The organism is Legionella nigrisilvae (assembly GCF_977063395.2).
On sequence record NZ_CDRUGZ020000021.1, the window covers coordinates 1 to 26,151 of the forward strand.

Here is a 26,151-nt window from a genome sequence, read left to right on the forward strand (position 1 = left end):
AAGTGGCTTTGGTCTTATAACAATGAACGTCCTAACTCGGCTATTGGAGGTATACCACCCAAAAGAAAATTGGCTCTAGCAGCCTAGGTTTCTACTTTTAGTGTCAGTTAAAAATGGGGGGATTACCGATACACCCCAGCATCTTATCCTTTTTCCATCAATATTCATTGATAGGATATGAATAATCAAATTTTTTCCATAAGTGTTGTCTATCTTAATATCTTGAGTATTACTTGTTTTTGTAGTAATTCTCCCAATTGAATTTCCATTACGATGGAACTCTATTAATATCTCGATATTGGATAAAGATACATTTTTTATTTTGGAATCTTTATGATATTTAATATGATAGGATTCCTTGCCTGCATAGGCGTTTATTGCTGTGAAGAAAAAAATAACAATAAGAACAACCTTAAAAAAGCTCATTTTTTCTATTTTAGACAGTCTGATATGCTTCATGTGAGTCATGCCCCCTTATTTTTTTGATATTCCAATAAAAATTTTCATGTTCCCCAGTTCTATAAAATTAATATTAATCCTTCTTCTGCATACATATAATCCCTCCAAGTTTAGACTACACAAAACAAATTTTTGAGGGGCAATGAACGTAAGTCTGATTCAGAGTATCCTTTGACAATATATAACCCAATCATTAATGCATCGTATTCTACTCCTCTGTTCTGCGTCACTGCAATTTTGTGCAGTGACGCAGAAAACCAACCTTGATTTTACCGGGTAAAATCAAAACATTAGCGCATTTTGTCCTGGCGCCCGTCTGGCGTCAGGACAAAATTCTCTTCTTCAAACCCTTGCGCAGCAAGCACCGCTTTGGTACTTTTTAATGAAGCACAACTGAAGAGCTGGTGTGATTCCAGCGAAACGTATCCAACGTCTTGTGCAAAGCCACTTCATTCCCTAACTCTGTGGCTAGACGTTCAGTCGGGAAAACCATCTAGGAATCTCTGCCATCCGGCAGGGCAACTCCCTCGGGAGTTTAAGTCAATTTATTTCAATTTGACCATGGACTTGTGACAAGGCCCATTGTCTTGTCGTTTTTATTAATCAGCAAAATAAGGAGAAATAACCACTAGAAAAACTGTAATAATCGGCGAGATCGTTTGCCTTATAACGATTGTTTTGCCCCCCAACTTCGAGCTTTATGGCTTTTGCCAGGTTTCATTTTTGAGTGAGCCGCTCGACCAACACTAAACCAGAAACAGGGCAAATGAATTTTCGGATTGGATGATGAGACAATATTCCTTAAGACAAACTGCTAATCGGTACTTTCAGCTTGATAACCGAGGCAGCTATCAAGAAAAGAAAAAGCGTGCTTACGTCATACAAAAAATGATTGATGATTTATTTTGCATTGGTGATGTGCCTACCTCATGGCAAGTCATGAAATCAGAGCATATTCAAAAGCTGGTTGAATATTGGAAAAAAGACCGTGTCAAAGACGCCACGATTATGCGTTACATGACAATTATCAGAAATTATTTACAGGATATTGATTGTCAAATACTCAATATTGATAACAAATCCTTGCAATTGCAAAGAAAAAAGCCAAAACGCCAACGATTAAAATGGCAACCTAACCTCTGGGAATCATTCTCTGATAGGACACCACGTATCATCATGGCACTGCAAACACAATTTGGCCTAACTTTTAGTGAAGCAATACATATTAGGCCAGGTATCCATATTAAAGAACATAAACTCTCGCTCACACGCGAGATCACTTTTAACTCGGTGGATAGAACCATTCCTATCAGAAATGAAATCCAAAAAAATATTCTGTCTGATTTAGAACAACTAACCAATAGGCAAAGCCTGGTACATTTTTTTAGCTACAAACGCATCAAGCTAGATTGGAATCATGCACTGGTAGACCACAGCATCCCAATAAAAAAATCCTGGCGTTATTTATATGCAAGACAGATGTACGAATACTTACTACCGATTCTGGGCAACTACCAAACCTGTTTAGTATTACATGATGAACTGGGAATAAAATCCCGCAACACACTATGGGCATACCTCCATGAGTAAATCAAAGCTGAAAAGCGCATTATTTTCGATCAATGAATGTGTCAAAGAGTTAGGCGTATATTCCCATGCCAGCAAAGCCGACACACGCCATATCTTAAATCGCTGCATTAAGGATCTACATGACCAGGGTTTTATGGTTGCTCATGTTAAAGGGCTAAAATCAAAACACATTTATGTGTTAGTAGAGCACTGGAAAAAACTGGGTAAAAACCCCGCTACTATCAAAAATTACATGTCTAAACTAAGGAAGTTATCTATCTGGCTCAATAAACCAGAATTGATCAAGCCGAGCAATGATCATTATCAAATTGACAAGCGGAATTATGTGCCAACACATAACAAAGCCATCACTAACGTAGATTTCTCAAAATGCGAAAATCCAATGATACGTCTATCTCTTGAGGCCCAATGCCTCTTTGGTTTACGCCGTGAAGAGTCAATGAAATTAGTTATCAGTGATGCTTGGAGAGGGGACCGTCTAATATTAAAATCCAGCTGGACAAAAGGCGGTATTGGGAGATCCATAGATATCACCAACGATGAACAAAAAGAATGGCTAGAAAAAGCGATTAAGCAAGTACCTCATGGTCGATCATTGATCCCCAAAGGCAAAACCTATAAACAATATTTAAGGCAATACCAAACTGAAACAGAAAAGCTGGGACTTAAAAAGTGCCATGGTCTGCGTCATGCCTATGCTCAAAAAAGATATCATGAAATCACGAGTCAGCTTTCTCCAGATAAACAGTCATTAAAATGTCCAATTGAGGGTGGAAAATCATCTAAATATTTGTCTCAATCAGAAAAAGCAATAGATCGTGAAGCCCGTGGAATTATAAGTAGAGACCTCGGCCACTCCAGAGTATCCATAACCAAAATTTATTTAGGCTGACACTTTTTGTTTTTTTAGCTTTTCAATACACAATTTCATTTTATAATGTGGCACTGGATGCCATGAAGCTAGAAATTCTCCAATAATTTCAAAACCAACCTTTTTATAAACATGAACCGCACGCTCATTAGAGATCTCAGGATCAATAAGCACTATTTTTGCATCAGAAAATTGACTTAAAATAAACTCATGAATCATCCATACTGATAATCCCTTACCGATATAATCCAATCTGCAAATGAATAAATCTAGAGTAACTGCACCATCAAGATATTCTTCTGATTTCTCTATTTCAGAAGTAATTAAATAAGCGAATGGGATTTCATTATCATAGGCTATCCAATGAGTAGCCCACGATTCCCCATCACTTAAAAATTGATCAATGTCTTTAATCGTATTACTTAGACCATCACCATGAAGCCATTCATTAATATGTGGCTGATGAATCCACGCCAGAACAAGTTCATGTTGAGATTTATTCATTGGTCTGAAACAAAAACGCAACTCATTTGAGGAGGCTTTAATCATCTAAATAATACTCAAATAACGGGGAGCTAATCTTTGAATTGTATCACTTATCAGAAAACTGTGTATTAATAAATTTTCAAATAAGTTCATTTACTATCATTTGGAAAAAGCGCTTGATTTCCAGTTCTGGCTTGATAATCTAAAAGCAACACAACTGAAGAGTCAGTGCGATTCTGACGAAACCTACAGGTCTTGTGATATGCCATCTTGTTCCCTAATTCCATGGCAAAGCGTTTAGCAGGGAAACCCCATCAGGAGTTGTCTTTACGGCCTTGCGCCCGAGGAGTGCTTCGAGCACATCATCATTAATAACCAGGTAAATCAACCGATGTTTCGGTGATCTTTTTGCATAACCCAATTGGGATTAATAGTCCCTTTGGGGCTAATCCTCCCTATTTCCAAGGAGCCTATAATGCAACAACTGGAACCAGCACAATTTGAGATCGAACATTTGCTGTTTGAGCTGAATTGTTGTGTCAATGATTTAAGTCGCCACCGACTGCAAATCAATCCCCATGATATTCAGCAAGCAGAGTTAAGTATGCACAAACTGGAATCTCTGATTTCTTTTGTCAAACTGTTTGATACTCAACGAATCGCTTGTTGATTGAAACGATTTAAGTCTTATCTGCATAACAGAAAACCATCTGCCTATGCGGATGTTTTTCTGTTATGCGCTCACATTTAACAAATAACAGGAGAATACAATGACTGCATCTTTAAACCGCGTTCAATTAATCGGCAATTTAGGGGCTGATCCTAAAAGCATCACCGGAAAAGACGGACAATCTTTTGTCACAGCCACTTTAGCAACCAATGAGTCATTCAAACAGAATGATGAATGGCAAACCAGAGTGGAATGGTATCAGCTAGTGCTTTTTGGAAAGCTGACTAAAGTGACTGAATATTTAAAGAAAGGGGCGCAAGTATACCTTGAAGGCAAACTACGTTCTAATCAATGGACTGACAATGAAGGTAAAGCGCGTCAAGCCTTAAGCATTGTTGTCAGCCATATTCAGCTACTCAGCACACCCAAATCTACTGATGAATCAAGCAGCAAAACCGCAGAACAGCACATGGCTCAGATGCGAGAAATACTGCAACCCGATTCAGAAGAACTACCGTTTTGATCATACCCTACCACGGGAGCAAGCTCCTGTGTGGGATTGCCCCCTTAACACAAGGAGATAATCCCATGGACACCCCTTCAATCTACGTTGCCTGTTTAGCCTCTTACAATAACTCCATATTGTATGGTGTTTGGATAGATGCCACGCAAAGCGAAGATGACATCATAGAAGAAATCTGGGAAATGCTGGATAACAGCCCTGAACCCAATGCTGAAGAATATGCCATACATGATTATGAAGGATTCGGCAGCATCAAAATCCATGAGTACGAATCAATATGCAATATTGTGGAGTACACCTCATTTATCCAAGAACACGGGGAGCTGGGTTTAGCTCTTCTCTCTGACTATTCGATAGATGATGCACAAACTATGTTGGAGGAGCATTACCAAGGTTGTTATGATTCAGAGGTTGATTTTTCCAGGCAGTTATTTGATGACTGTTATGCCCATCAATTGCCGGATAGTTTGATCTGCTATTTTGATTATGAAGCTTTTGCTCGTGATCTTTTTATTAGTGATTATTGTTCGGTAGAGTTTGGTGGACAGGCATATATTTTTTCAAGCTATTAAGCCCCTCTTTGGGGCTTCTTTTCTACTAGTTTAAACTCTAAAACCACTTTGAAACTTCTATTAGGTTTTAAACAAGTATTATAGCCCGTTGATTCAATGTTACAATAATCGATTATTTAACTCAAAATGAACTGAAATGGGTTCTGGTGTATTTATAATTTTATCCGCAATACTCCATGCAACATGGAATACATTTGCCAAACGCAATTCAACTCCCTATTACGAAGTATTGGGAATTATGAGTTTTGCAACTGTATTCTCGCTTCTATTTATTCCTCTTTTCTCTGGTCCATTGTTTGAAACATCTGATTCCTTTTTATGGGCACTAACCTCCGGTTTATTTGAAGGAGGCTATATAATCACATTAGCTATCAGTTTTAGTCAGTCTTCGCTTGGGAAAGCCTACATTATTATGCGAGGTAGCGCCATGGTAATTGTCTGGTTTATCTCAGCATGCTTCCTTGGTGAAAATATAAATTTATTTAGTGTCATTGGTGTATCCTCTGTTCTTTTTGGATTGATACTAACAAGCCAAACTTTTAACCCTGATCAATCAAGACAACTGTTATTTCCTGTTCTATGTGGCATCTGCATTGCTGGTTATCATTTATGCTACGGTCGTTCTTTAGCATATGGTGCAAACCCAGCTGCGCTCTTTTCTGCAGCTTTATGGATTGCTTTGCCTTGTGTTTTTCTTTTGATGAAGAAAAAACAAAGACAAATATTCAAAGAACAAGTTAAATCCAATTGGAAAATGACTTCTCTAGGAGGAATTATAAGTGCATTATCTTTCTTGCTATTTTTAATTGGATTGCGTCATGCTGAAGCTGGTCTAGCCCTTACTCTTCGTAATACCTCAGTGGTATTTGCGCAAATATTTGCTTATTTTATTGGTGAAAAGATTTCCCAATATCAGTGGATTGGAGCTTTACTGGTAGCTTTTGGTGCTAGCTTAATATATCCATACTAAAAGTGCATGAGTCCATTGATCGTTTGTCATCCATAAGTTGACAAAAAATTCCCTTAAAATACTCTATAGAGTTATTAGCACTAGCGCTTAGCTGTAGTAAATAAGTATTTTCATTATCCCACCACAGAGCATCATGTGGCCCATAACAATTATTAACACTGGCAATGTATATATTGCTGGAAATCATATCACTCTTCGGGTTTAGGACAGTTAAATTAAAATTACTGTATCCACTAAATGAATTCATATTTGGCAATCTAGAAAGTGCTGGCTTCTTTATTGGGAAAGAGGCTTTATTGAAAACACGAAACCATGCAATTTGGTTTTTCTTTTCATTCTTCGGAAACATAACAAATTGAATTTCTTCTACTTGATTTTCATTACCATAAATAATTTGGCTATCTGGAATAAAGTCTAAGTTAAGATGGTTTAAATACTTAGTATAGGAATCCGGCCTGCTACTTCTAAGGATATTATGCATTGGCCATCTTAAATTCCATAAACTTGAAGGTGGTTTATATTCATTTCTATTAATGCACGCATTTTCTACGCAGTTGTTGTAGCGTGACCAATACGATAGTTCAAAAAAGCTCTTTTCTAAGATTTCACTTGATGATGAAAGAGGAGAAAAAAATTTACAAAGATCTAAGAACTCCTCATCCTTCAAATTTCCTTCAAGTAAACGAAGTTCAATATTAGTTCCATGGGATAAAAAACTTAACGTTTTAGATTTCGAATAATCATAACCAATCCAACAAATACTTTCCTGATTCAAAACGTGGGGTTTCATTTCCCAAACCCAATGATCGTATAAAGCAGCATGATCTAATGTTGATAAAGGCCCAAAATCATACAAAAATTGCTTACATCTTAAGAGAGCATTTTTATACTTAACAAAGTAGTAATAAGAGGAGAAATGAGCAGAACACCAAGCAGACCATTTTTTAAATTGATAATGACTTGGTTGTTCATTATAAGGAACATCTTCTTCCCTAAGTATAGGGTTATATAAAGTAACTTCATCCGTATGAGGTATCAAAATAACAAAATTTACTTTTTCTTGAGCCTGTGTAGGGGATATTTCGTGCACTAAATTCATTTCTTAATTCCAAGCATATTAAGATTGGGGGTTGTCTATAATTTGGTGGGGCTCAAACTAATAATTATAAATGAATGGTCTTTTCAGCCCCCCTTTCACTTCCTGTATTTTGTCATTACTCATAAAAAAACCAGTTATCGATGCCCGTACATGATTTCCTGCTGCATTTTCTACTTTTTTTATACAATGCAAAATATTATTTTTAAAAATAACCAATCGATTAGGTTTCGGTACGATATAATAGCCTATTCCATCGCCAATATAGTTATTCAACTCTGAGCTATTAAGGTGGAACCCTGCTTTTTTCATCTCATTATTAATTAAAGAGACTTCAGGATATTCAAATTCTTGCTGGTGTATAGGATTAATTAATAATTCGGCTCCCCAATTCATATCCCAATTAGGATGACAGTAATAAACATACGCGCCTGAGATTTTATATTTTCCGTCGGTATGCCAAGAAAGTCCTGAACCCCTTGGGTAAAGGTAGGGCCTAGCATAGAAAAAGTCCCAATCTCTATCTTTAAACCCTATTAAATGAGAAAACTCCGCAGAGCCCACAATTAGTGCCTGTATAAATAAATCAATTGTTGTATCGGTAGGGTAAATTTGCTCTGTAGTGCAGGGTTCAGGCCTTGAATGAGAAATAGTAACGTTACCCCACAGAGGAGCGCCATCCTCGAGACTAAAAGCATTTATCCATCTAGAAGAATGAACAAACTTAAATTTTTCAGTTTGAATAAAATTCCAAATTTTTTCAAAAGGGGATGGCTCTAAGAAATCATCGATTACTGCAAACACATCATTGTTTAAGATTAATTTCATACTACTTCTACAGCAAAATATCAGATGGAATACTTTTTCTCTTCTTTAGTTACCAAGGCATATACTCATCTTTATCTTCTTCTGCATCGATTCTATTAATATAAAATTCTTTCATCACATCTCCTTGTTCAAAATTATTTTTTAGCAGAGTGCCGATTATAAATTCAATAGATGAAAGTGGCAATTGAATTGAGGAGCTATTTTTTTTACACACTAGCCTATGGAAAATTTTGAAAGTGTAGCCAGAAGTGTAGCCAAGAATTCATGCTAGGGGATGTGGATTCGTTATAACCCTTGATGAGACTGGTCGGGACGGAAGGATTTGAACCTTCGACCACTAGCACCCCATGCTAGTACGCTACCAGGCTGCGCTACGCCCCGATCTGATGGCAAATGATAACTAAGTCTGGGGGAAATAACAAGGGGTTATCGAATAACGAGTATTTTTAATCGGGGTGGAGTCTAGCGACACCCGGGAACGTTGAGCTCAGAACCCGGGTTTACTACGCCCTACCCGGGTACTGCTAAAGTATTTATTTTTGAGGAATAATTCTTTTAGCACTTTCTGAAAGCAAAATGCCACAGGCATTTATTCCTGCACTGCATAGTGATTGCATCTCTTCCTTTTGAATGGTCCAGTAGGGTCCATAAGGGGTCACTATTTGATTTACAGAGGGGGATAAGTGAATGGTCAGCCATAAATAAGTACCTTTATCTTTTGGATTTGGCCAGTGGTAATAACACACTAAATTATTATTAGAATTAATGAGTGCTTGCATAAAGCTTATCTTCTCAGGTGCTTTCCAGCCTTGATACTCCATCTGCCAATATAATTTGTCGACTTGAAATGCTTCAGGGTTATATTGATGTTGTTGGACGATATGAGCTGGAGGACAAAAATGCACTTCTTCCATTATTTGTTCTCGAGTGAGCTTATTCCAGATTTTTTCCATGAATTCATGAATTGATGGATGGAACTGCACGCCAATTGCAACGCCAACAACAAAAATAATAAGAACTAAAAATAGAATTTTTAAATAGGAATACACTAAAAGCTCCTCAAACTCTTCAAGGCTTCTATAAGCACTTGAAGAGTATCATTATTACAATAATGTTTTAATCTTCTGAGCTTCAAATTTAGAGTGTGCGATTTGAATGTATTGTTTGCAGCTGAGTAATTCTGCATATTGCAGGTCTGCTACTGCATTATTCAATATCTCTTTTGCTACATCAGAAGAGTCTTCCATTATTAAAAGGGCTGCAGTGCTCATTTGTACGGAAGCTCTATAAAGCTTATTGGTGCAGCTCTTTTTTTCCTGATTATCCGCCAAGGATATTATAACTCGAGAAAGCTCATAGCATTGATTGGCTAAAAACTCTTTGCTTGGCCCGGACTGCACATTCATGCTCAATACAGGTAAACTTAATATTAACGCTCTTTTTAAAATCATTTTAAACATAGATACTCCTGTAAGTTGCCCAATAAACCTGCTTTACTTCACACAATCCCATTGCATGAAGATAAGTTCCATTTTTGAGAAAGGAACTCCTGTTAAACTCTACCGATGCCAATGACTTGTCGTGGGTGAAATAGAATGTAACCCGTTAGAATTCACGGGTTACGTTTAAGTCATTGAGCTTGGTGCTTAACCGTTTTTGTGCTTGGTTTAAGCAAAAGCATTAATTCCTGTAATATGTTTTCCTAGTACAAGAGTGTGAACGTTATCTGTGCCCTCGTACGTAAAGACTGATTCTAAGTTAAGCATGTGACGAATCACATGATATTCAAGGCTGATTCCATTAGCACCTAATAGATTCCTACACTTTCGTGCAATATTTAATGCTTCCCGACATGCATTACCTTTAGCCAGAGAAATCATCACTGGATTTTCACGATGATTATCTTTTATTCGGCCTATTTGTAAATTAAGACATTGTGCCTTAATAATTTCAGTATACATATCTGCCAGATCTTTTTGAATAAGCTGAAATGATGCCAAAGGTTTGTCAAATTGTTTACGCTCTAACAGGTAGTCGCGAGTAATATCAAAACAAGCCATTGCCGCGCCCATCGCCCCCCAAGCAATTCCATATCGTGCCTGGCTTAAGCAACTCAGAGGAGCCCCTAAACCTTTTTCACTGCCAGGAAGATAGTTTTCATCAGGAACAAAAACATTATCAAATACTAATTCGCCGGTGATTGAAGCACGCAATGACATCTTTAATTTGATTTCAGGACATCTTAATCCTTCAGATTTAGTATCTACAATAAATCCACGAACCCCTTCATCGGTTTTTGCCCACACAATAGCAATATCAGCAATGGGTGCATTGGTGATCCACATTTTTGCACCATTAAGAGTCCATCCGCCTTTAACTTTTTTGGCAGTAGTTCTCATGCCCGCAGGATCGGAACCGAAATCAGGCTCAGTCAAGCCGAAACAGCCAATGATCTCACCTGTAGCCATTCCAGGTAAAAAGCGCAATCGTTGTTCTTCAGAACCAAAACGAAATATGGGAAACATACATAAAGAACTTTGTACCGAAACAAAGCTACGTAAGCCACTATCTCCGCGTTCTAACTCCTGGCACACTAGGCCATAAGCCACGTATGAAGCCTCTGCCCCACCATATTCCGCCGGTAAGGTCAAACCCAACAACCCCATTTCTGCAGATTTTCTAATAAGCTCGCGTGGAAATTGAGCATGTTCAAAAGACTCTACCATCAAAGGTATTACATCATTAGTAACAAACCGCGCGACACTATCACGTATCATGCGTTCATCACCGTTTAATTGATCATCAAGAAACAACAAGTCGTCCACTTTCTTTCTCCCTTTTATCTGACTGTAACGCAATTACCGCTTCAATAATACTTTCTTTACTGGGTAACAAATATTGCCAAGCATTACCCAAAGGAATAAAGCAATCTTTGCCGGTAATTCGTTTTATTTTCAATTTGGATGAGGCTTCTTCCAACAACATGGTCATTAATCCTTCGCTTACTGAGCCACTTTGTCGGCCTTCATCGACAATTAATACTTGTTTCGCTTTGGCTATTTCTTTCAAAATTGCTTCGACCGGTAAGGGACTAAGCCAACGTAAATCGACTATTTTCACAGCAATCTTGTGTTCTTCTTGCAGTACCTTTGCAGCTTGCCGTGATAAATAATATCCATTGGCATAGGTTAATATGACTGTGGGGCCCTCTCCAAAAACACCTACTTCTCCCGGCTCGATCTGAGCATCAGGTGCTGGATAATTAAATAACCATCCATTATCACCCGCTTCATGCAAATCTTTGGTCATATACAAAGCAATTGGCTCTAAAAAGACGACTACCCTTCCCTCTTCATGCGCCAGACGCATGCATGTACGCAACATTTTTGCTGCGTCAGGTCCATTTGAAGGAGAGGCGACAATTACACCCGGCAAATCGCGTAACACAGCAATAGAATTATCATTATGGAAATGCCCCCCAAATCCCTTCTGATAAGCCAATGAGGCTATACGCAAAACCATAGGGTTTTGATATTGGCCACTGGAAAAGAAGGACAACGTGGAGGCTTCGCCACGAAGCTGGTCCTCAGCATTATGCAAATAAGCCAAAAACTGGATTTCTGGGACGGGAATAAATCCATTGTGCGCCATGCCAATTGCAGTCCCGAGAATTGTGGTTTCATCTAATATCGTATCAAATACTCGGCGTTGTCCAAAACGAGCCTGTAAATCGGCGGTCACTCTATAAACCCCACCCTTCTTGCCAACATCTTCACCGAAAATCAGCATATTAGGATATTGCAGCATTAAATCAGTCAAAGCAAAATTGATCTGCTGGCATAAATTTCGTTTTTGAGCTAATTGTGAAAAGGCATTGGCAAAAACTTTTGCGCGCTGTTCTTCGCTCGGCAAAGGAAATGGTTGTTTCTTAGGTCCGCTGGGAATCAATGAAGACATTACGGCTTCGGCACTGGAGAGTTTAGGCTGTCTTATGACCTCCACCGCTTTGGCTGCAATTAAATCTTTATTACTTTGGTATAAACTCAATAGGTCTTCAATACTCATCCAACCTTCGCGATATAAAAGACCCGCCGTATGCAATAAAGGATCTTGCGCTTCTCGAGCTTCGATTTCCGCTTGCGTACAATATTGTGATTCAATATCTGATCCTGCATGCCCTAATAAACGGACACAACGCATGTGTAAGAAAACAGGCTGTTTTTTGACCCGCGCCAAGTACTCTGCCTCTTGTGCGCTCGCATAGGCATCAGCAATATTCAAGCCATCACAAGCAATATAATGCAAACCAGGTCGAGAACTGATGGAGCGCTCTATCCACTGAGGTGGTGTGGGTACTGAAATTCCTATTCCATTGTCTTCACAAATAAACACGATGGGAACAGGATAATTTTGTTGGGCAATCCATGAGCAAGCATTTAAAGTGGTTTGCGTGGAAGCATGGTTTGTAGATGCATCTCCAAAGGAACAAATAATGATTGAGTCTGGATTTAGGTTACTTTGAATGTTTAATTCTTTGGCTCGCGTAATCGATAATGCAGCACCCAAAGCCTTGGGTAAATGCGAAGCAATGGTTGAAGTTTGTGGCGGTATATTTAGAGGAACACTACCAAAAACTTTGTGTCGTCCTCCTGAAATCGGATCAGTAGATGCGGCAACTAAAGAAAGTAAAATGTCTCTAACTCCGTCAGTACCTGGTACCTTTTTAGCACGCTGTAAATAAAAAGCGCCGCTTCGATAGTGCAAAAAGGCCATATCATCGGGACGAAAAACTTGCCCCCAAACCGCGTTACCCTCATGTCCGCTACTGCCAATGGTATAAAATGATAAACCTTTTTCCTTGAGCTGTCTGGCAATCAAATCAAGAAGACGTGACTTGATTTGCGAATCAAAGAGCTCGATAGCAGTTTTCTTATCCAATTCCGCCGTTTCCGGACACATTGTACTATGGGGTTTGGGAAAATCTGCTTGTTGTACTCGATTTAAAAATTGCTCATCAACTACAATGGTCCTGTCTAACATCATTACATCCTGTTTGAGTTATTTCTAAGAAGAAAATGATGAGTATATACTGATTCAAAATGAACAGGAAGAATGAGTTTATTTTCATAGAGAAAGGGAACTGCTCCACAGTTACAAAGGCCTTAATAGTTCAAATCTTGAGTTTAATGTTTAAATAATCTACACTTTTTGTAGGCATCCATTAAAGGGGGCTACATAATGAAATGGATTATTCTTTTAGGAAGTATTGCTTTGGCAGGATGTTGTTGCACCACCGCTTATACACCGGTATACACACCGGCAATTTCATATACCTCAGCAGTTACATACAAACCTGTAGTCAGATATCGACCGGTAGTTTCCTACAGACCTGTTGCTGTCACACGCGTTGTTACTCCTGCTGTTGCACCCGTTGTTGAACCCGTATCGGTTTATTCTTATCCAGTAGGTCCGTTAGATGTGACGACGACTAATATTGATTTTTATTGATCAAAACCATTTTATACCCTGGGCGCGGTACACACCGTACCCAGGATTAAAAGGTCTATTTAGATTCCTCAAGTTCTTCCTTTGAAGAATAACCACATCCCTCTTGTGGACAAAGAATTTGTCGACCAAACTTTTTGCTTTCTTTTACCGTCAAAATCGGCCAATTACAGTTTGGGCATTGATGATTTATCGGTTCATTCCAGAGAGCATAATTACATTTAGGATAATTTCCACAAGAATAGAAAATCTTTCCTTTTCTTGATTTGCGTTGCAAGATTTTTGCTTCATGGCATTTAGGACATTCCACCCCTGTGTCAGCTGGTTTTTCTATAGGTTCCATATGCTTGCATTGAGGATAATTACTGCAACCAATAAAACGACCATAACGTCCTGTTTTTATATGCAGGGAACTGGAACAAGACGGACATACTCTTCCCTCGACCACTTCAGGTTCATTTTTTTCATGATCCTGACCTGCGATATCTTGCGTGTAATCACACTCTGGATAGCCCGTACAGCCAATGAAGCGTCCACGTTTACCTAATCTTATGGATAAGGGTTTTCCACATTTTGGACACTCTTCATCTAAAACTTCAGTGGTTACATCTTTACGTTGTACCTGTTCATCCGTAGTTTGAATTTGCTGGACAAATGGCTGCCAGAAGTCTTCTAAAACCGGAATCCATTCTTTTTCACCCCGGGCGATGGCATCCAGGGTATCTTCAAGTTCAGCAGTGAATTTATAGTCTACATACCGGGTAAAATAACCGGTCAAAAAGCGATTTACTATGCGACCAACGTCCGTTGGAAAGAATCTTTTCTTATCAACAATAACGTATTCACGCTGTTGCAATGTGTGAATGATCGACGCATAAGTGGACGGTCGTCCAATATCATATTCTTCCAGTGCCTTAACCAAAGTTGCTTCAGAATATCTTGGCGGCGGCTCAGTGAAGTGTTGGTTGGCTAATATATCTTGTACTTTGACTTTCTCACCGACGTTCAATGCAGGTAGTAACGACCCTTCATTTTCATCGTCTTTGGTATCATCACGCCCTTCTTCATACACAGAGAGAAAACCAGGAAACGTAATTGTCGAACCATTCGCACGGAACATATTGCCTTCACCACAACTTAAATCAACAGCAACCGTATCCAAAATTGCATCAGCCATTTGGCAAGCTACGGTACGCTTCCAAATTAAACTGTAGAGTTTGTATTGATCGGTAGTTAAAGCCGATTGCACCATTTCTGGTGTTCGTTTAATAGATGTGGGCCGAATTGCCTCATGCGCTTCTTGAGCATTTTTAGATTTCGTTTTATAAACTCTGGGGCTTGCAGGACAATTATCGGCACCATAACGTTCCGAAATAAATTGTCGTGTCTCCTCTATTGCTTCTGACGATAAATTCACTGAGTCGGTACGCATGTAGGAGATAAGACCCACAGTCCCCGTTCCAATATCTATACCTTCATACAATTGTTGCGCAACCATCATCGACTTTCGGGCGGTAAAACCCAATTTTCGTGCAGCTTCTTGTTGGAGGGTTGAGGTGATAAACGGGGGGGAAGGTTTACGTTTGCGTTGCTTTTTCTCAATTTGAGTTACGAGTAAAGAGCCCTGGGCTTGACGAATCAGGTCCTCTTTGATGAGTTGAGCCTGTTCTTCTTTGGATACCGTAAATTGCTGCAGTTTTTCATTTTTGTAATGCGTCAATCGCGCCTCAAAAGATACTTTTGTATGAAGGCACTCCGCTAAAATCTTCCAATATTCTTGAGCAACAAAACGTTCAATTTCCTCTTCTCGCTCGACAATAAGTCGCAGCGCTGGACTTTGTACACGGCCCGCAGAAAGCCCTCTTCTAACTTTCTTCCATAACAACGGAGATAAATTAAATCCCACCAAATAATCCAACGCACGTCGAGCTTGTTGCGCATTCACTAAATCCATGGAAATTGAACGTGGGTTATTTATGGCGTCCTGGATTGCTGATTTAGTAATTTCATTGAAAAAAATTCGATGAATAGGTTTATCTTTGGTAAGATTTTTTTCTTTCATTAATTCAAAAATATGCCAAGAAATAGCTTCACCCTCGCGATCAGGGTCCGTTGCGAGGAATAAGGAATCTGACTTTTTGAGCATTTTGGCAATGGTTTCGATATGACGCGAGTTCTTTTCAATAGGAACATAAGTCATTGCAAATTGTTTTTCGGGATTAACGGACCCCTTACGTGCTGGCAAATCGCGCACATGTCCATAAGAGGCTACAACCTCATAATCACCGCCTAAATATTTTTGAATTGTCTTCGCTTTTGCGGGTGATTCAACAATCACCAAATGTTTACTCATATAACGTTAACCTTATCCTTTTCACTTCATCCCTAAGCATCCCAATACCCACGTTTGAGAACAACATGGGATAGTGAGGCTGAAAATGAAATATCACCAACTTATAGTAATATAGGTAATAGACGATCTTTTAATGTAATGTCAATTCATCTTCTGTTTGATAAAGAACTAAATCAAGAAAAGCCAATTGTTCTTCATTCAATGAAGTCGCCAAAGCATTTCTTATTGTCCATTTAGTTTCTTGAAGAGTAACGATGCGAGACTCAGAAAATAATAATTGATTCATAATCATTTCAAATGATTCGGTATTAAGAACTTTCCATAATTTCATACGCATGAGAAATTGATAACTGGCCTTAGTCAGTTTCATTTGCTCATCGTAAGTGAAAATACGAGTTGATGTGTGTTGTTGTAATTTCAAATGTAAAACTTCTTCAGAAGCTACGTCTTCATCTTCATTTAGTTCCGTTGCATCCGAATCAGCGGTTTTATGGCTTTCTTGTAGTTGAGTAAGACTTTGTTCAAATAAACTCAATAACATCTCAAATAAGTTATCTTTCATATACTAACACCTCATATAACCACCGGGCACAGATACAACAGCCCCATTTAATTCTAATTCTGCAAGTTCACTTGTGACTTGCTCAACGGTGCATCCGCTACGTAAAATGATCTGATCCACTGTAGTCATTTCAAAGCCAATGAACTTTACTAGGTTTTTATTCCCGCTGGCAAGAGGTAAAATAGCTTTATCAGCTGTTTGCGGTTCCGAAACAATTCCTAACTCCTCAAGAACATCCACAACTGAAGTAACTAATTTGGCTCCTTGCTGCAACAGGTAATGACACCCTCGAGCCAGAGGATTGTGAATGGAGCCCGGGATCGCTAAAACATCTCGATTTTGTTCTAAGGCCATTCGTGCCGTGATTAGTGATCCACTCTTGATTGCCGACTCAACAACCAAAATGCACAATGATAAACCACTTATTATACGATTTCTTCGGGGGAAATGTCCAGCGATAGGAGGACTTTTCAAAGGAAATTCGCTTATTAATAGGCCATTTTGAGTAATTTTTTGTGATAATGCCTGATGCCGATGGGGATAAATTCGATCAATTCCTGTCCCTAACACGGCTATTGTTTGCCCTTCGGCCTCTAAACAACCTTGATGAGCTTGCGCATCAATACCTAGAGCCAAACCACTCACAATAGCCACTCCATGCGAAGCGATTGCCTTTGCAAAGTGTCGTGCGTTTTCACTTCCAGTTACTGTAGGATTACGACTTCCTACTATTGCAAGTTTAAGCTGATTTAAACAGGCAAGCTGGCCTTTAGCATATAAAACAATGGGGGGATCCGTAATTTCCTTTAGTAAAGAAGGATATTCAGGAGACTCCCAGGTAAGAAGATGATGATCGTCTGCTGCATGCAACCAACGCAAGTCTTCTTCAATCACATTCATATCAAATTGAGCTATAGCCTGCGCTACCCCCCCCGGTAAGCCCGCTTGTTCGAGTTCAGTGACGGAGAGTTGAAACATTTGCTGCAACTCAGGCCAACGATTTTGTAGTTTGATAACGGTGCGGGGACCCACTCGTTCTATTCGGTTTAATGCAAGATAATAGGGTAAATTATTCATGGATTAGCCACATAATTTAATAAATTAACAGCGCGTGTTGACCGAACAACCAAGGCAAAACTTGTTTTACTAAACACCCGAAACACCATAAGCTCACCAATACGTTCAGGCGGTAATCGAATAGGGATCAAAGGATTTTTGGGGTCATTAACAGTGCCTGACTCCCTATAAATACCGAGAACATCCCCAGCTTCCAATCCATCACGAGCACCCAAACTAATAACCACCACACCCCCTGCAGCCTCTTCAACATTCCCACTAGGCATCCCATTAGGCATGTCAATAATATAGCCTCTTACAATAAAGAGAGGTGCTTTAGGTTCAAAGTACAAGTTAAATTCAGGACTATTATTAATCAGAACACTATCATGTATTCTAACTCCTTCGTTAATGCTGGTTAATAAAATAGTTGCTGGCTCACCCCCCGCTATCAACTCGGCATAACCAATCAAATCGGCTCGATATCCTAAGAGTTCCTTAGTTTTTGGATCCACATAATCGTTCCCCCCTCTAAAAATAGAATAGGCAGGAATCCCGCCAGGGGGAATTTCTCGTGCTGGATGTAATCCTCGAACATAGACCTCATCTCCTTGACCACCTAACATGTGTTCCCCTATCAACGCAACAATATAAGGGGCCCTACTGACTACATCCTGATCTAATATCAGCGATTCATTTAGAAATGGCTTTATATCGCTTAAATGGATTGCAGGAATGGGTTCATCTAAAGGCAAAGGACGGACATTAGGAGATAACTTTATTGTCCCATTGGATAATACTTTAAGGTAAGGTTGGTTTTTGGAATAACGTAAAACAAGCACAGCTCCTGGGTATAAACGATTAGGGTTCTTTAGCTGAGGGTTGGCCTGCAAAAGCTGCTTCCATTCCCATGGATTATTGAGATAGCGATTGGCTATTGTCCATAAAGTATCCCCGGGTTGCACAACATAACGTCCTGGAGCATCTGCTTTTAAACTTAATGCATAGTTTAAGTTAGATAGGAAAAAAAAGAATATAAAGAGAATAAATCTCATTAGAGTCAATCCTTTGTTGGAATATCTTGCAGCCTTACAATATATGAAGGATAATATTAACATGATTTTTGTACAGAGAACCAGATAAACAATGGCCATTCATACGATTCTATATTTACCTGACTCTCGATTAAGAGATGTGGCAAAACCAGTTGTGCATTTTGATGATAAATTGCAAACTTTAATCGACGATATGTTTGAAACAATGTATGACGCACGGGGCGTCGGACTTGCAGCACCTCAAATTGGTGTGAGCTTGCGTCTATCCGTTATAGATATTATGGGAGACAAGCAGAACCAATTGGTTATCATTAATCCTGAAATTATTGCGTCAGAAGGTGAAAAAAAATTTGAAGAAGGCTGCCTTTCTGTTCCTGGGGCTTATGATACAGTTATTCGTGCCGAAAAAGTTACCGTCAAAGCTTTAGATCGAAACGGAAAACCTTTTGAGATTGAAGCAGAAGGCTTACTTGCCGAATGTTTGCAGCATGAAATTGATCATATGAATGGCAAACTGTTTATTGATCTACTATCTCCGTTAAAAAAAGCTATGGCACGAAAAAAACTAGATAAATTCAAGCGCCAACATGCACGTAGATAAGGTCTTGTCGGTTCCACAAGATTTTTCATAAAGATGCGTCCCTTAAAGACGATCCTTGATCGACAGGTAGTTACCATGAGTACATTGAATATAGTTTTTGCTGGAACTCCAGAATTTGGTTTGCCTTGTCTTGAGGCATTGTTGCATTCAAAACATCATATTAAAGCCATTTATACTCAACCAGACCGTCCTGCTGGTCGGGGTAGAAAACTACAAGCTTCCGCGGTAAAAGAGTGGGCTTTAAATCATAATATTCCAGTATTTCAACCTGTGAATTTTAAAAATCCCGAAGCAATTGCAGAGCTTGCAGCTTTAAAACCTGATGTCTTAGTGGTGATTGCTTATGGATTGATTTTACCTAAAGCAGTGTTGGAAATTCCACGCTTAGGTTGTATTAATGTGCATGCCTCCTTGTTGCCTCGTTGGCGTGGTGCCTCCCCTATTCAGTCTGTACTCCTTCATGGGGATACCGAATCCGGGGTTACGATTATGCAAATGGATGCAGGCATGGATACCGGTGCTATGCTTCACAAGGTTGCCTGCCCGATCACGGCATTAGAGACTGCACAAACCTTACATGACAAACTGGCACAGATTTCGGCTAGACCTTTATTACAAACCCTCGATGAATTAGCCACCCACACTGAAAAACCTGAAATTCAAAATAATGATTTGGCTACTTATGCCAGCAAAATTAACAAAGAAGATGCATGCATCAATTGGCAGGACTCAGCTGCAGAAATCGACCGAAAAATTCGTGCGTTTAATCCTTGGCCCATCGCCTATACAACCCTTGGGGAGGAAGCGTTGCGCATTCATCAAGCAACTGTCGTAAACCAATCATTCTCACAAGCACCCGGTACCGTCATTCGCATCGACAAAAAAGGCATGTTGATTGCAACTGGAAACCAAAGTCTGCTGGTAGAACGAATCCAACTTCCAGGTGCTAAAGTAATCTCAATTGCCGATTGGCTAAACTCCAAAAAAGCACAAGTACATGCAGGGTTTGTGTTTTGATGAACAAGAACGAACGACTGCACGCTTTAAAAATTTTAACTCAGTTATTAACTGAGAAATCCTCTTTATCGCAACTTATGCCTGCAACAGCCGAAGTCACCCCGATGACCAAAGAGATTTGCTTCGGTTTTTGTCGTCATTATTTTCGTTTACAAGCTATCGCGGAATGCTTACTGCAAAAAAAACCGAAAGAACTGGAAATTTGGGTTGCATTACTCATAGGGCTTTATCAATTGCACTACATGCAAGCACCTGATTATGCTGTAGTCAAAGAAACAGTTTCCTTACTTGAAAAAATCAAAAAAAGCTGGGCAAAGGGTTTAGTCAATGCTGTTTTACGCAATTTCTGCCGCCAGCAAAAAGAAATTCTGGAACGCTTAAAAAAAGATACTCGATTTATTCATGGCCAACCCCAATGGTTGCTGGAACGTTTGCAAGCAGATTGGCCGAATAACTGGCAAGAAATTGCCAAAGCAAATGATATGCATCCACCCATGACCTTACGGGTAAATGGGCAAAAAAATTCAGTTACTGAATACATTCAAATTTTAAATCAAGAAGGCATTGCCGCTGAACCTCACCCTACAGCAGCTGAAGGAATTACTTTAAGCAAACCGTGTGATGTGCACAAACTTCCAGGATTTGCAGAGGGACGAGTTTCTGTTCAAGACGCTGCAGCACAATTAGCAGCCTCTTTACTGTCTTTAGAACCTGGATTACGCCTCCTCGATGCCTGCTGCGCTCCCGGAGGAAAAACGTGTCATATTCTAGAAAAGGAACCCCATCTGTCCGCGTGTATTGGCTTAGATGTTGATGCTAAACGATTGAAGCGAGTTCAAGAAAACTTAGATCGGCTCAACTTGCATGCCGATTTAGTCGAAGGGGATGCCTTAACTCCCGCCAAGTGGTGGGATGGCCAACTATTTGATCGTATTTTATTGGATGCCCCCTGCTCTGCAACAGGGGTTATTCGACGCCACTCCGATATTAAGTTATTACGTAATAATGAAGAAATTGTTACCATAACCAAAATTCAGCACAACATGCTGAATTGCTTATGGCCCTTGCTCGCAAAAGGTGGTTTACTTGTTTATGCTACCTGTTCAGTAATGGCTGTTGAAAATGAGCAACAAATCGCAAATTTTGTTGCAACCCATTCTGACTGTACGATAATAAGAGAACCTAGGCCATGGGGACGGGCAACAGGGCATGGTCAACAAATTTTACCCGGAGAACAAGGTATGGATGGCTTTTTCTATGCAGTTCTATTTAAGGATAAAAAATGACAATCAATTGGCCTTTGATCACCGTTCTATTCTGCTTATCCATCCCTGGCGTCGTCATTGCTATTAAACGTTTAATTTATTTTTTATTGCCGAATAATTCCGAAGAACTAAAGAACAGAATGAGTCGCTTCGCCATTTTGCAAACCTTATTTATGATCTTTATTCTCAGCTTTGCAGGCGCCGTGTTATCTCCCTCGACCGGTTTACATGACGCAAGGCTTGAGGCTCTGCTGCAAGGTACAGCAGGAGTCAGTGTATTAATTCCTATTTTATTACCTACTGTTTTGTATGCCGTGGTGGGGGTAATAATTTTTTTAATTCTCTATTATGGCCTCATCGCACGCATCGTCGATAAGAACAATATGGAAACCATGACTCGTTTACGCACCGCCCTGGGGGTAGATGGCTGTGTTCTTTATGGTGGTGTCGTAGAAGAAATTATTGGCCGCTGGGGTTTAATGAACCTTGCAACCTTTTTTGCGTTACTCTTTACAAACCAATACCCTAGCTTAATCATCTGGATTTCAATTTTTATTAGCGGTTTGGTATTGGTAGTAAGCCAGCTCCCTGTGTACATCGCTTCCGGTTGTACGTCTACCAGACGTTTTATTTACTCGCTAATTATACTAAGCCTTTATCAATCATTACTTTTTGGCTATTTATTTTGGCAATGGGGACTTATTGCCGCGATATTGGCCCATATGTTGTTCCATTTAGGATGGGCAGCATTTGAAAGCGTAAAAAAATCGTAAAGCATCCCCCCCTTAATCTTACCTTAACCTTGATCTTTTATCCTACAAGGGTATGTAGTCACGTTAGGGGGTAGGATATGGCCACTTCAAGTAATGAATTTGCGGCATTGGTAAATCAACTACATAGATCACCTAACGATCATGTTTTACAACAAGCAGTGATCCAACATTTACCAAAAATGATCGCGTTAGCTCGGGATAATCCTATGGCTTTATATCACTTAGCCCATATTTATCCACCCACGTCCTCTGAATACAAACAAACCATGCGGCAGGCGGCTAATTTGAAATGTACTAACGCCATGCTTGTTATGGTACAAATTTTAGGGAACTCAAATGATGCTAAGGATCTACAAACCGCGACTTATTATTTCAATATGATTAATAAATCGAATGATTCCTACATTAAAGAACAAGCTCAATTGCTTTTGGACGAATATCCTGGGCTTTTAAAAACCATACAAGAGCAAGAGAAACCTAATGTAAATTACAGTTTGTCTCGCTTCTTTCCTCAACAACGGAAACAAGAAGAACCAGTTGAGCTTGCCCAGGCTGTTGCGTGTAAAGCTTAATCATAAATGTCTTAGCCCTGGGTGAAAGCAAAGTCCGTAACCCAGGCTCTCTATACTGAAATGCCCTCAATTTACGGCCACCACGCTGGCTAGATTGGGAGAACCCCGGAATGAGCCAATGGTCCCTTCTGGCTTTCTCTGCGCTTTGCCTAAGCTACGCCGATGTTCTAAACAATCAAAAAGCGAAAATTCTTTTGGATTTCATTTAGATCAAATTGATTCAAATACAAGGAAAAACTCATCCATGCACTTAACGCAGCTAGATCCTGGAATGGAGGCGGAAGGTACACAGGATTGGATAAAATTCCCCGCTCTTTAAGTTCGGTAAGTAAAGGCAAATCATCAAGAACTAATTTCCCCGTAAACAATAAAGGAATGGAATCAACATGCTTGCGGCTGATCGCAAAACGGATGTAATTGTAAATCAATACAAATCCCTTGGCATAAGATAAATCTTTAGTAAACGGGCCACCTGTAGGCGTACTTCCTCTAAAGACACGTACAGATTGATTGTAACTGTCTTCTTCGCTTAACCCACATTCCATGAAATAATTATAAATATCGAGAAAATCTGCTCCTTGAGTCACCATGTCCAAAGCAATCACCCGATTAGTAATCTTTAACATGCGACTAGGATATGAAGAAAAAGTAACAATTTCCGTAATCACCGCCAAACCTTCCTGAATAACACTGCTGGAAGGAGACCCTTTAGAAAGAAAAAAACAATTAGGCTGCATGGAACCATTGAGGGTGGTCCCTACATGCACCCAGCCTTCATGTACTTCAAGATAACGAATATCTCGGTCACTAAACATGGCTTGCTGACTCAATTTAATACTGTCTGCACCTGCAGAAGCATCGGCAATCATATCGTCACTGACCATTACGGTGACCTTACCAGGATGTTTGTCGAAAAATTGGCCTAATCGTGTTTGTAGAATTTCTTGAGCTTGTTGGGGTGTATAACGCTTTACGTCGGCTTCAGACTGTAACTGAACACTAAGCCCTGTTAAGACATCAAAGAGTAAAGTACCCATCTCAGACATACGGGGCCCGCCCGCATAGAATACATCGTTTGGACTGCCATACAATTCTGTGGCCAATTCTGAAAACGCGGGAGTACCTCGTTTGGCAAGCATCTGCGTAGCCCGACTGTATTCCTCGCACTGCCGACGTATTAAACGAGTTAAAGTAGAATATTGTCCAAGTTGGTTCTGGGTATCTCGTAAAATAATCCGGAATTCTTCTTGTTTATCATGGACATCAAAAGGTAAAGGCTTTTTGTCATAATACTCTTTATCGACAGCTGGAAGCTTTTTGCCTTTATGTTTAAAAAAATCCTTTCTTATTGATTCATCCCATTTAATACTATCAAGAATCCTGATTTTACGTTGCGCTTCCACAATACGCTGCGACAACTCCTGTACAATAAGTAACTCAGCTGATTCTGATGGCGTCATAATAAACCCCTTATGATACAGGTGGCGCGATACTTACACGTGCATCCTGGTTCTGTTCAGGCAAATCATAAAAATTACTAATATTTGCTTTCGTTAATGGTGGTGGAACTTCCAATGAGGGACCATTTCGACTACTCAAATAAAGATGTTCACCATTACTGGCATAACGACTACAGCCACAGAGCACAAGTGTTACAAAAAAAATAAAACCCAACTTTTTCACTTAAATCAACTCCAAACTCTTCATCATCTTTTCCAATGGTTCATGATGCTCTTTTGATAAACGAGTTAATGGCAATCTTAATTCATTATCCATTAACCCCATTCTGTTCGCTGCCCATTTTATTGCAATTGGATTGGTTTCAACAAACAATAATTCATATAAAGGCATTAATTGTTCGTTTAAACGTAAGCATGCCGCATGATCGCCATCTAAGGCCGAGTCGCATAATTTAGCCATTAGTTTGGCAACCACATTAGCTGCTGCTGAAATATTCCCCTTCGCACCTGCCAACATCCAGGAGGCGGCAGTAAAATCATCTCCACTATACACATCGATACTGCCTTCTGAAAGTCGCAAAATTTGTTGTAATCGAGTCATCTGTCCCGTCGCATCTTTTATTCCCACAATATTGGAAATCTTCGCAAGTCTTCCGACCGTTTCAGGTAACATATCACATGCCGTTCTCGTTGGCACATTATATAGAATAATAGGCATAGGAACCGCTTCAGCGATTTGACTATAATGCAAATATAGCCCCTCTTGAGTCGGTCTGATATAAGCAGGAGTCATAATGAGTGCGGCATGTGCACCACATTCCATGGCTTCTTTGGTTAATTGAATACAATCTCGGGTTGCATTCATGCCAGTACCGGCAATAACAGGGATTCGTTCTTTCGCTTGTTCTACTACTGTTTTAATAACCAGTAATTTTTCTTCATGGGATAAGGTACCTGATTCACCGGTAGACCCCGCAGCAACAATACCATGACTTCCCATTTCAATATGAAACTCGACTAACTCTCGCAAACGAGGGACATCAATCTGATCATTCTTCATGGGTGTTAATAAAGCTACTATGCTTCCTTTAAACATAAAGTCCTCTGTTTTTTATTATTCTTCATAGTACTAATACTACTGGAAAATATGGGTAAGAGTAAAATTTGATATTAAAAAAAAACATGCAATCCATAATGTGGTCAATTATTTTACATAAAATGTTTTTTTTGTACTAGAATCATAGTGAAGATGAAGCAACTAGGATTTATTGTATTGAATCGTGCTCTATTAATGCAGAAATCCTGAAAACTATAAAAAGGAGTTACACTATGAAAAAAATTATCGCTCCCTTAGTTTTTGTTGGGGTATCAGCTTTTATGCTTGGGGGATGCACCAATACTCAAGTAGGTACTGCTGCAGGTGGTGCTGCCGGTGCAGGTATCGGTTATGCTGTATCTGGAGGTAGTGCACTCGGAACTGTAATTGGTGCAGGCGCTGGAGCACTAGTCGGAAATGCAATCGGTCAAAATCAAGACCGCCGTGCATACTATTACGGCCGATACTATCGCCCTTATTATTACTACTAATACAACTGAACTTCCCCTTAACCTCCAAGAGGTTAAGGGGGTTGATTTTCGTATTTGAAATCCCCTCTCCTAACACTTAACAAGAATTATTAGAATCCAGGAAGAACCAAAAGTGAACCATCATAATTATACTCGGGTAATTTGCCGTTTTTGTTCGCTCTTTAACCTTTAGGATAACAGTCCTTGATAACCTATTTTTCTATATCTAACAAAAATCTTAGGAATATAAGGCAATATCAAATTTCCATTGCTATACTTCTTAAAGAATTTTAAATAAGCC

At 39.5% G+C, this 26,151-nt stretch carries 28 protein-coding genes and 1 tRNA gene; 13 read left to right on the forward strand and 16 right to left on the reverse strand.

Annotated elements, in window-relative coordinates:
• Positions 1–75: 75 nt before the first annotated feature.
• Complete coding sequence (locus tag ACWTE2_RS11185; RefSeq protein WP_044497860.1) at positions 76–459, reverse strand: hypothetical protein; 384 nt, start codon at positions 457–459, stop codon at positions 76–78.
• A gap of 786 nt (positions 460–1,245) precedes the next feature.
• On the opposite strand from ACWTE2_RS11185, the gene ACWTE2_RS11190 reads away from it, so the two are divergent.
• The gene (locus tag ACWTE2_RS11190) at positions 1,246–2,049 is read left to right on the forward strand and encodes an integrase (protein WP_014842625.1); all 804 of its coding nucleotides are present in this window, start codon (positions 1,246–1,248) and stop codon (positions 2,047–2,049) included.
• Complete coding sequence (locus tag ACWTE2_RS11195) at positions 2,042–2,941, forward strand: phage integrase N-terminal domain-containing protein (protein ID WP_014842626.1); 900 nt, start codon at positions 2,042–2,044, stop codon at positions 2,939–2,941. Before ACWTE2_RS11190 ends, ACWTE2_RS11195 begins: the two co-directional genes overlap by 8 nt.
• On the opposite strand, the gene ACWTE2_RS11200 is transcribed toward ACWTE2_RS11195, so the two are convergent.
• Positions 2,933–3,469 (reverse strand): GNAT family N-acetyltransferase, encoded by a 537-nt coding sequence (locus ACWTE2_RS11200; RefSeq protein ID WP_014842627.1) that lies wholly within the window; start codon positions 3,467–3,469, stop codon positions 2,933–2,935. The two genes, ACWTE2_RS11195 and ACWTE2_RS11200, sit on opposite strands and share 9 nt — an antisense overlap.
• A 412-nt stretch (positions 3,470–3,881) precedes the next feature.
• Here ACWTE2_RS11200 and ACWTE2_RS11205 point away from each other — a divergent pair, with 412 nt between their 5' ends.
• The 4 genes from ACWTE2_RS11205 (at position 3,882) to ACWTE2_RS11220 (ending at position 6,141) form a co-directional block, all read left to right on the forward strand.
• A complete protein-coding gene (locus ACWTE2_RS11205; RefSeq protein ID WP_014842628.1) occupies positions 3,882–4,076 on the forward strand; it encodes a hypothetical protein in 195 nt (64 codons plus the stop codon).
• A gap of 100 nt (positions 4,077–4,176) precedes the next feature.
• On the forward strand, positions 4,177–4,599 hold the full coding sequence (locus ACWTE2_RS11210) for a single-stranded DNA-binding protein (RefSeq protein WP_014842629.1): 423 nt from the start codon (positions 4,177–4,179) through the stop codon (positions 4,597–4,599).
• Positions 4,600–4,664: 65 nt separating this feature from the next.
• Complete coding sequence (locus ACWTE2_RS11215) at positions 4,665–5,171, forward strand: antirestriction protein ArdA (RefSeq protein ID WP_014842630.1); 507 nt, start codon at positions 4,665–4,667, stop codon at positions 5,169–5,171.
• Positions 5,172–5,307: 136 nt separating this feature from the next.
• Complete coding sequence (locus ACWTE2_RS11220; RefSeq protein WP_014842631.1) at positions 5,308–6,141, forward strand: EamA family transporter; 834 nt, start codon at positions 5,308–5,310, stop codon at positions 6,139–6,141.
• Here ACWTE2_RS11220 and ACWTE2_RS11225 read toward each other — a convergent pair.
• From ACWTE2_RS11225 to ACWTE2_RS11255, 7 genes are all read right to left on the reverse strand, one after another.
• Positions 6,119–7,240 carry a hypothetical protein gene (locus ACWTE2_RS11225; RefSeq protein ID WP_014842632.1) on the reverse strand — a complete coding sequence of 374 codons (1,122 nt, stop codon included), beginning with the start codon at positions 7,238–7,240 and terminating at the stop codon, positions 6,119–6,121. The two genes, ACWTE2_RS11220 and ACWTE2_RS11225, sit on opposite strands and share 23 nt — an antisense overlap.
• 57 nt (positions 7,241–7,297) lie before the next feature.
• A complete protein-coding gene (locus ACWTE2_RS11230; protein WP_014842633.1) occupies positions 7,298–8,065 on the reverse strand; it encodes a 2OG-Fe(II) oxygenase in 768 nt (255 codons plus the stop codon).
• Between the two features lie 304 nt (positions 8,066–8,369).
• Positions 8,370–8,446: transfer RNA gene (locus tag ACWTE2_RS11235), tRNA-Pro, on the reverse strand.
• 152 nt (positions 8,447–8,598) lie between these two features.
• Positions 8,599–9,114: a hypothetical protein gene (locus ACWTE2_RS11240; RefSeq protein ID WP_454785400.1), complete on the reverse strand. Its 516-nt coding sequence runs from the start codon at positions 9,112–9,114 to the stop codon at positions 8,599–8,601.
• Positions 9,115–9,168: 54 nt separating this feature from the next.
• The gene (locus ACWTE2_RS11245) at positions 9,169–9,525 is read right to left on the reverse strand and encodes a hypothetical protein (RefSeq protein ID WP_454785401.1); all 357 of its coding nucleotides are present in this window, start codon (positions 9,523–9,525) and stop codon (positions 9,169–9,171) included.
• A gap of 207 nt (positions 9,526–9,732) precedes the next feature.
• Positions 9,733–10,890 carry an acyl-CoA dehydrogenase family protein gene (locus ACWTE2_RS11250; RefSeq protein WP_454785402.1) on the reverse strand — a complete coding sequence of 386 codons (1,158 nt, stop codon included), beginning with the start codon at positions 10,888–10,890 and terminating at the stop codon, positions 9,733–9,735.
• Positions 10,868–13,105: a dehydrogenase E1 component subunit alpha/beta gene (locus ACWTE2_RS11255; RefSeq protein ID WP_182393595.1), complete on the reverse strand. Its 2,238-nt coding sequence runs from the start codon at positions 13,103–13,105 to the stop codon at positions 10,868–10,870. Before ACWTE2_RS11255 ends, ACWTE2_RS11250 begins: the two co-directional genes overlap by 23 nt.
• A 198-nt stretch (positions 13,106–13,303) precedes the next feature.
• Between ACWTE2_RS11255 and ACWTE2_RS11260 the strand changes: the two genes are divergently transcribed.
• The gene (locus tag ACWTE2_RS11260; RefSeq protein WP_182392728.1) at positions 13,304–13,573 is read left to right on the forward strand and encodes a hypothetical protein; all 270 of its coding nucleotides are present in this window, start codon (positions 13,304–13,306) and stop codon (positions 13,571–13,573) included.
• Positions 13,574–13,628: 55 nt separating this feature from the next.
• Here ACWTE2_RS11260 and topA read toward each other — a convergent pair whose 3' ends face one another.
• From topA to ACWTE2_RS11280, 4 genes are all read right to left on the reverse strand, one after another.
• Positions 13,629–15,923 carry a type I DNA topoisomerase gene (gene topA, locus ACWTE2_RS11265; protein ID WP_454785403.1) on the reverse strand — a complete coding sequence of 765 codons (2,295 nt, stop codon included), beginning with the start codon at positions 15,921–15,923 and terminating at the stop codon, positions 13,629–13,631.
• Positions 15,924–16,053: 130 nt separating this feature from the next.
• Positions 16,054–16,485 carry a DUF494 family protein gene (locus tag ACWTE2_RS11270; RefSeq protein ID WP_182392726.1) on the reverse strand — a complete coding sequence of 144 codons (432 nt, stop codon included), beginning with the start codon at positions 16,483–16,485 and terminating at the stop codon, positions 16,054–16,056.
• Positions 16,486–16,488: 3 nt separating this feature from the next.
• On the reverse strand, positions 16,489–17,562 hold the full coding sequence (gene dprA / locus ACWTE2_RS11275) for a DNA-processing protein DprA (protein WP_454785404.1): 1,074 nt from the start codon (positions 17,560–17,562) through the stop codon (positions 16,489–16,491).
• Positions 17,559–18,596 (reverse strand): LysM peptidoglycan-binding domain-containing protein, encoded by a 1,038-nt coding sequence (locus ACWTE2_RS11280; protein WP_454785405.1) that lies wholly within the window; start codon positions 18,594–18,596, stop codon positions 17,559–17,561. The genes dprA and ACWTE2_RS11280 overlap by 4 nt, the downstream gene beginning before the upstream one ends.
• Before the next feature lie 91 nt (positions 18,597–18,687).
• Between ACWTE2_RS11280 and def the strand changes: the two genes are divergently transcribed.
• The 5 genes from def to ACWTE2_RS11305 all read left to right on the forward strand — a co-directional run bounded on the left by def (position 18,688) and on the right by ACWTE2_RS11305 (position 22,824).
• On the forward strand, positions 18,688–19,197 hold the full coding sequence (gene def, locus ACWTE2_RS11285) for a peptide deformylase (protein WP_182392723.1): 510 nt from the start codon (positions 18,688–18,690) through the stop codon (positions 19,195–19,197).
• A 75-nt stretch (positions 19,198–19,272) separates the two neighbouring features.
• Positions 19,273–20,214, forward strand: a complete 942-nt coding sequence (gene fmt, locus ACWTE2_RS11290) for a methionyl-tRNA formyltransferase (protein ID WP_454785406.1) — start codon at positions 19,273–19,275, stop codon at positions 20,212–20,214.
• Positions 20,214–21,500, forward strand: a complete 1,287-nt coding sequence (gene rsmB / locus ACWTE2_RS11295; protein ID WP_454785407.1) for a 16S rRNA (cytosine(967)-C(5))-methyltransferase RsmB — start codon at positions 20,214–20,216, stop codon at positions 21,498–21,500. The genes fmt and rsmB overlap by 1 nt, the downstream gene beginning before the upstream one ends.
• Complete coding sequence (locus ACWTE2_RS11300; RefSeq protein ID WP_454785408.1) at positions 21,497–22,252, forward strand: CPBP family intramembrane glutamate endopeptidase; 756 nt, start codon at positions 21,497–21,499, stop codon at positions 22,250–22,252. The genes rsmB and ACWTE2_RS11300 overlap by 4 nt, the downstream gene beginning before the upstream one ends.
• A 77-nt stretch (positions 22,253–22,329) precedes the next feature.
• Positions 22,330–22,824 carry a hypothetical protein gene (locus tag ACWTE2_RS11305; protein WP_182392719.1) on the forward strand — a complete coding sequence of 165 codons (495 nt, stop codon included), beginning with the start codon at positions 22,330–22,332 and terminating at the stop codon, positions 22,822–22,824.
• Positions 22,825–22,991: 167 nt separating this feature from the next.
• Here ACWTE2_RS11305 and ACWTE2_RS11310 read toward each other — a convergent pair whose 3' ends face one another.
• From ACWTE2_RS11310 to dapA, 3 genes are read right to left on the reverse strand one after another with little or no spacing between them, the layout of a single operon-like run.
• Entirely contained in the window at positions 22,992–24,284 is a 1,293-nt protein-coding gene (locus ACWTE2_RS11310) for a flavohemoglobin expression-modulating QEGLA motif protein (protein ID WP_182392718.1), read from the reverse strand.
• 10 nt (positions 24,285–24,294) lie between these two features.
• Positions 24,295–24,507, reverse strand: coding sequence for a hypothetical protein (locus ACWTE2_RS11315; RefSeq protein ID WP_182392717.1), 213 nt, complete (start codon positions 24,505–24,507; stop codon positions 24,295–24,297).
• On the reverse strand, positions 24,508–25,380 hold the full coding sequence (gene dapA / locus ACWTE2_RS11320) for a 4-hydroxy-tetrahydrodipicolinate synthase (RefSeq protein WP_454785409.1): 873 nt from the start codon (positions 25,378–25,380) through the stop codon (positions 24,508–24,510).
• Between the two features lie 233 nt (positions 25,381–25,613).
• Here dapA and ACWTE2_RS11325 point away from each other — a divergent pair, with 233 nt between their 5' ends.
• The gene (locus tag ACWTE2_RS11325) at positions 25,614–25,871 is read left to right on the forward strand and encodes a glycine zipper domain-containing protein (RefSeq protein WP_182392715.1); all 258 of its coding nucleotides are present in this window, start codon (positions 25,614–25,616) and stop codon (positions 25,869–25,871) included.
• Positions 25,872–26,151 lie beyond the last annotated feature (280 nt).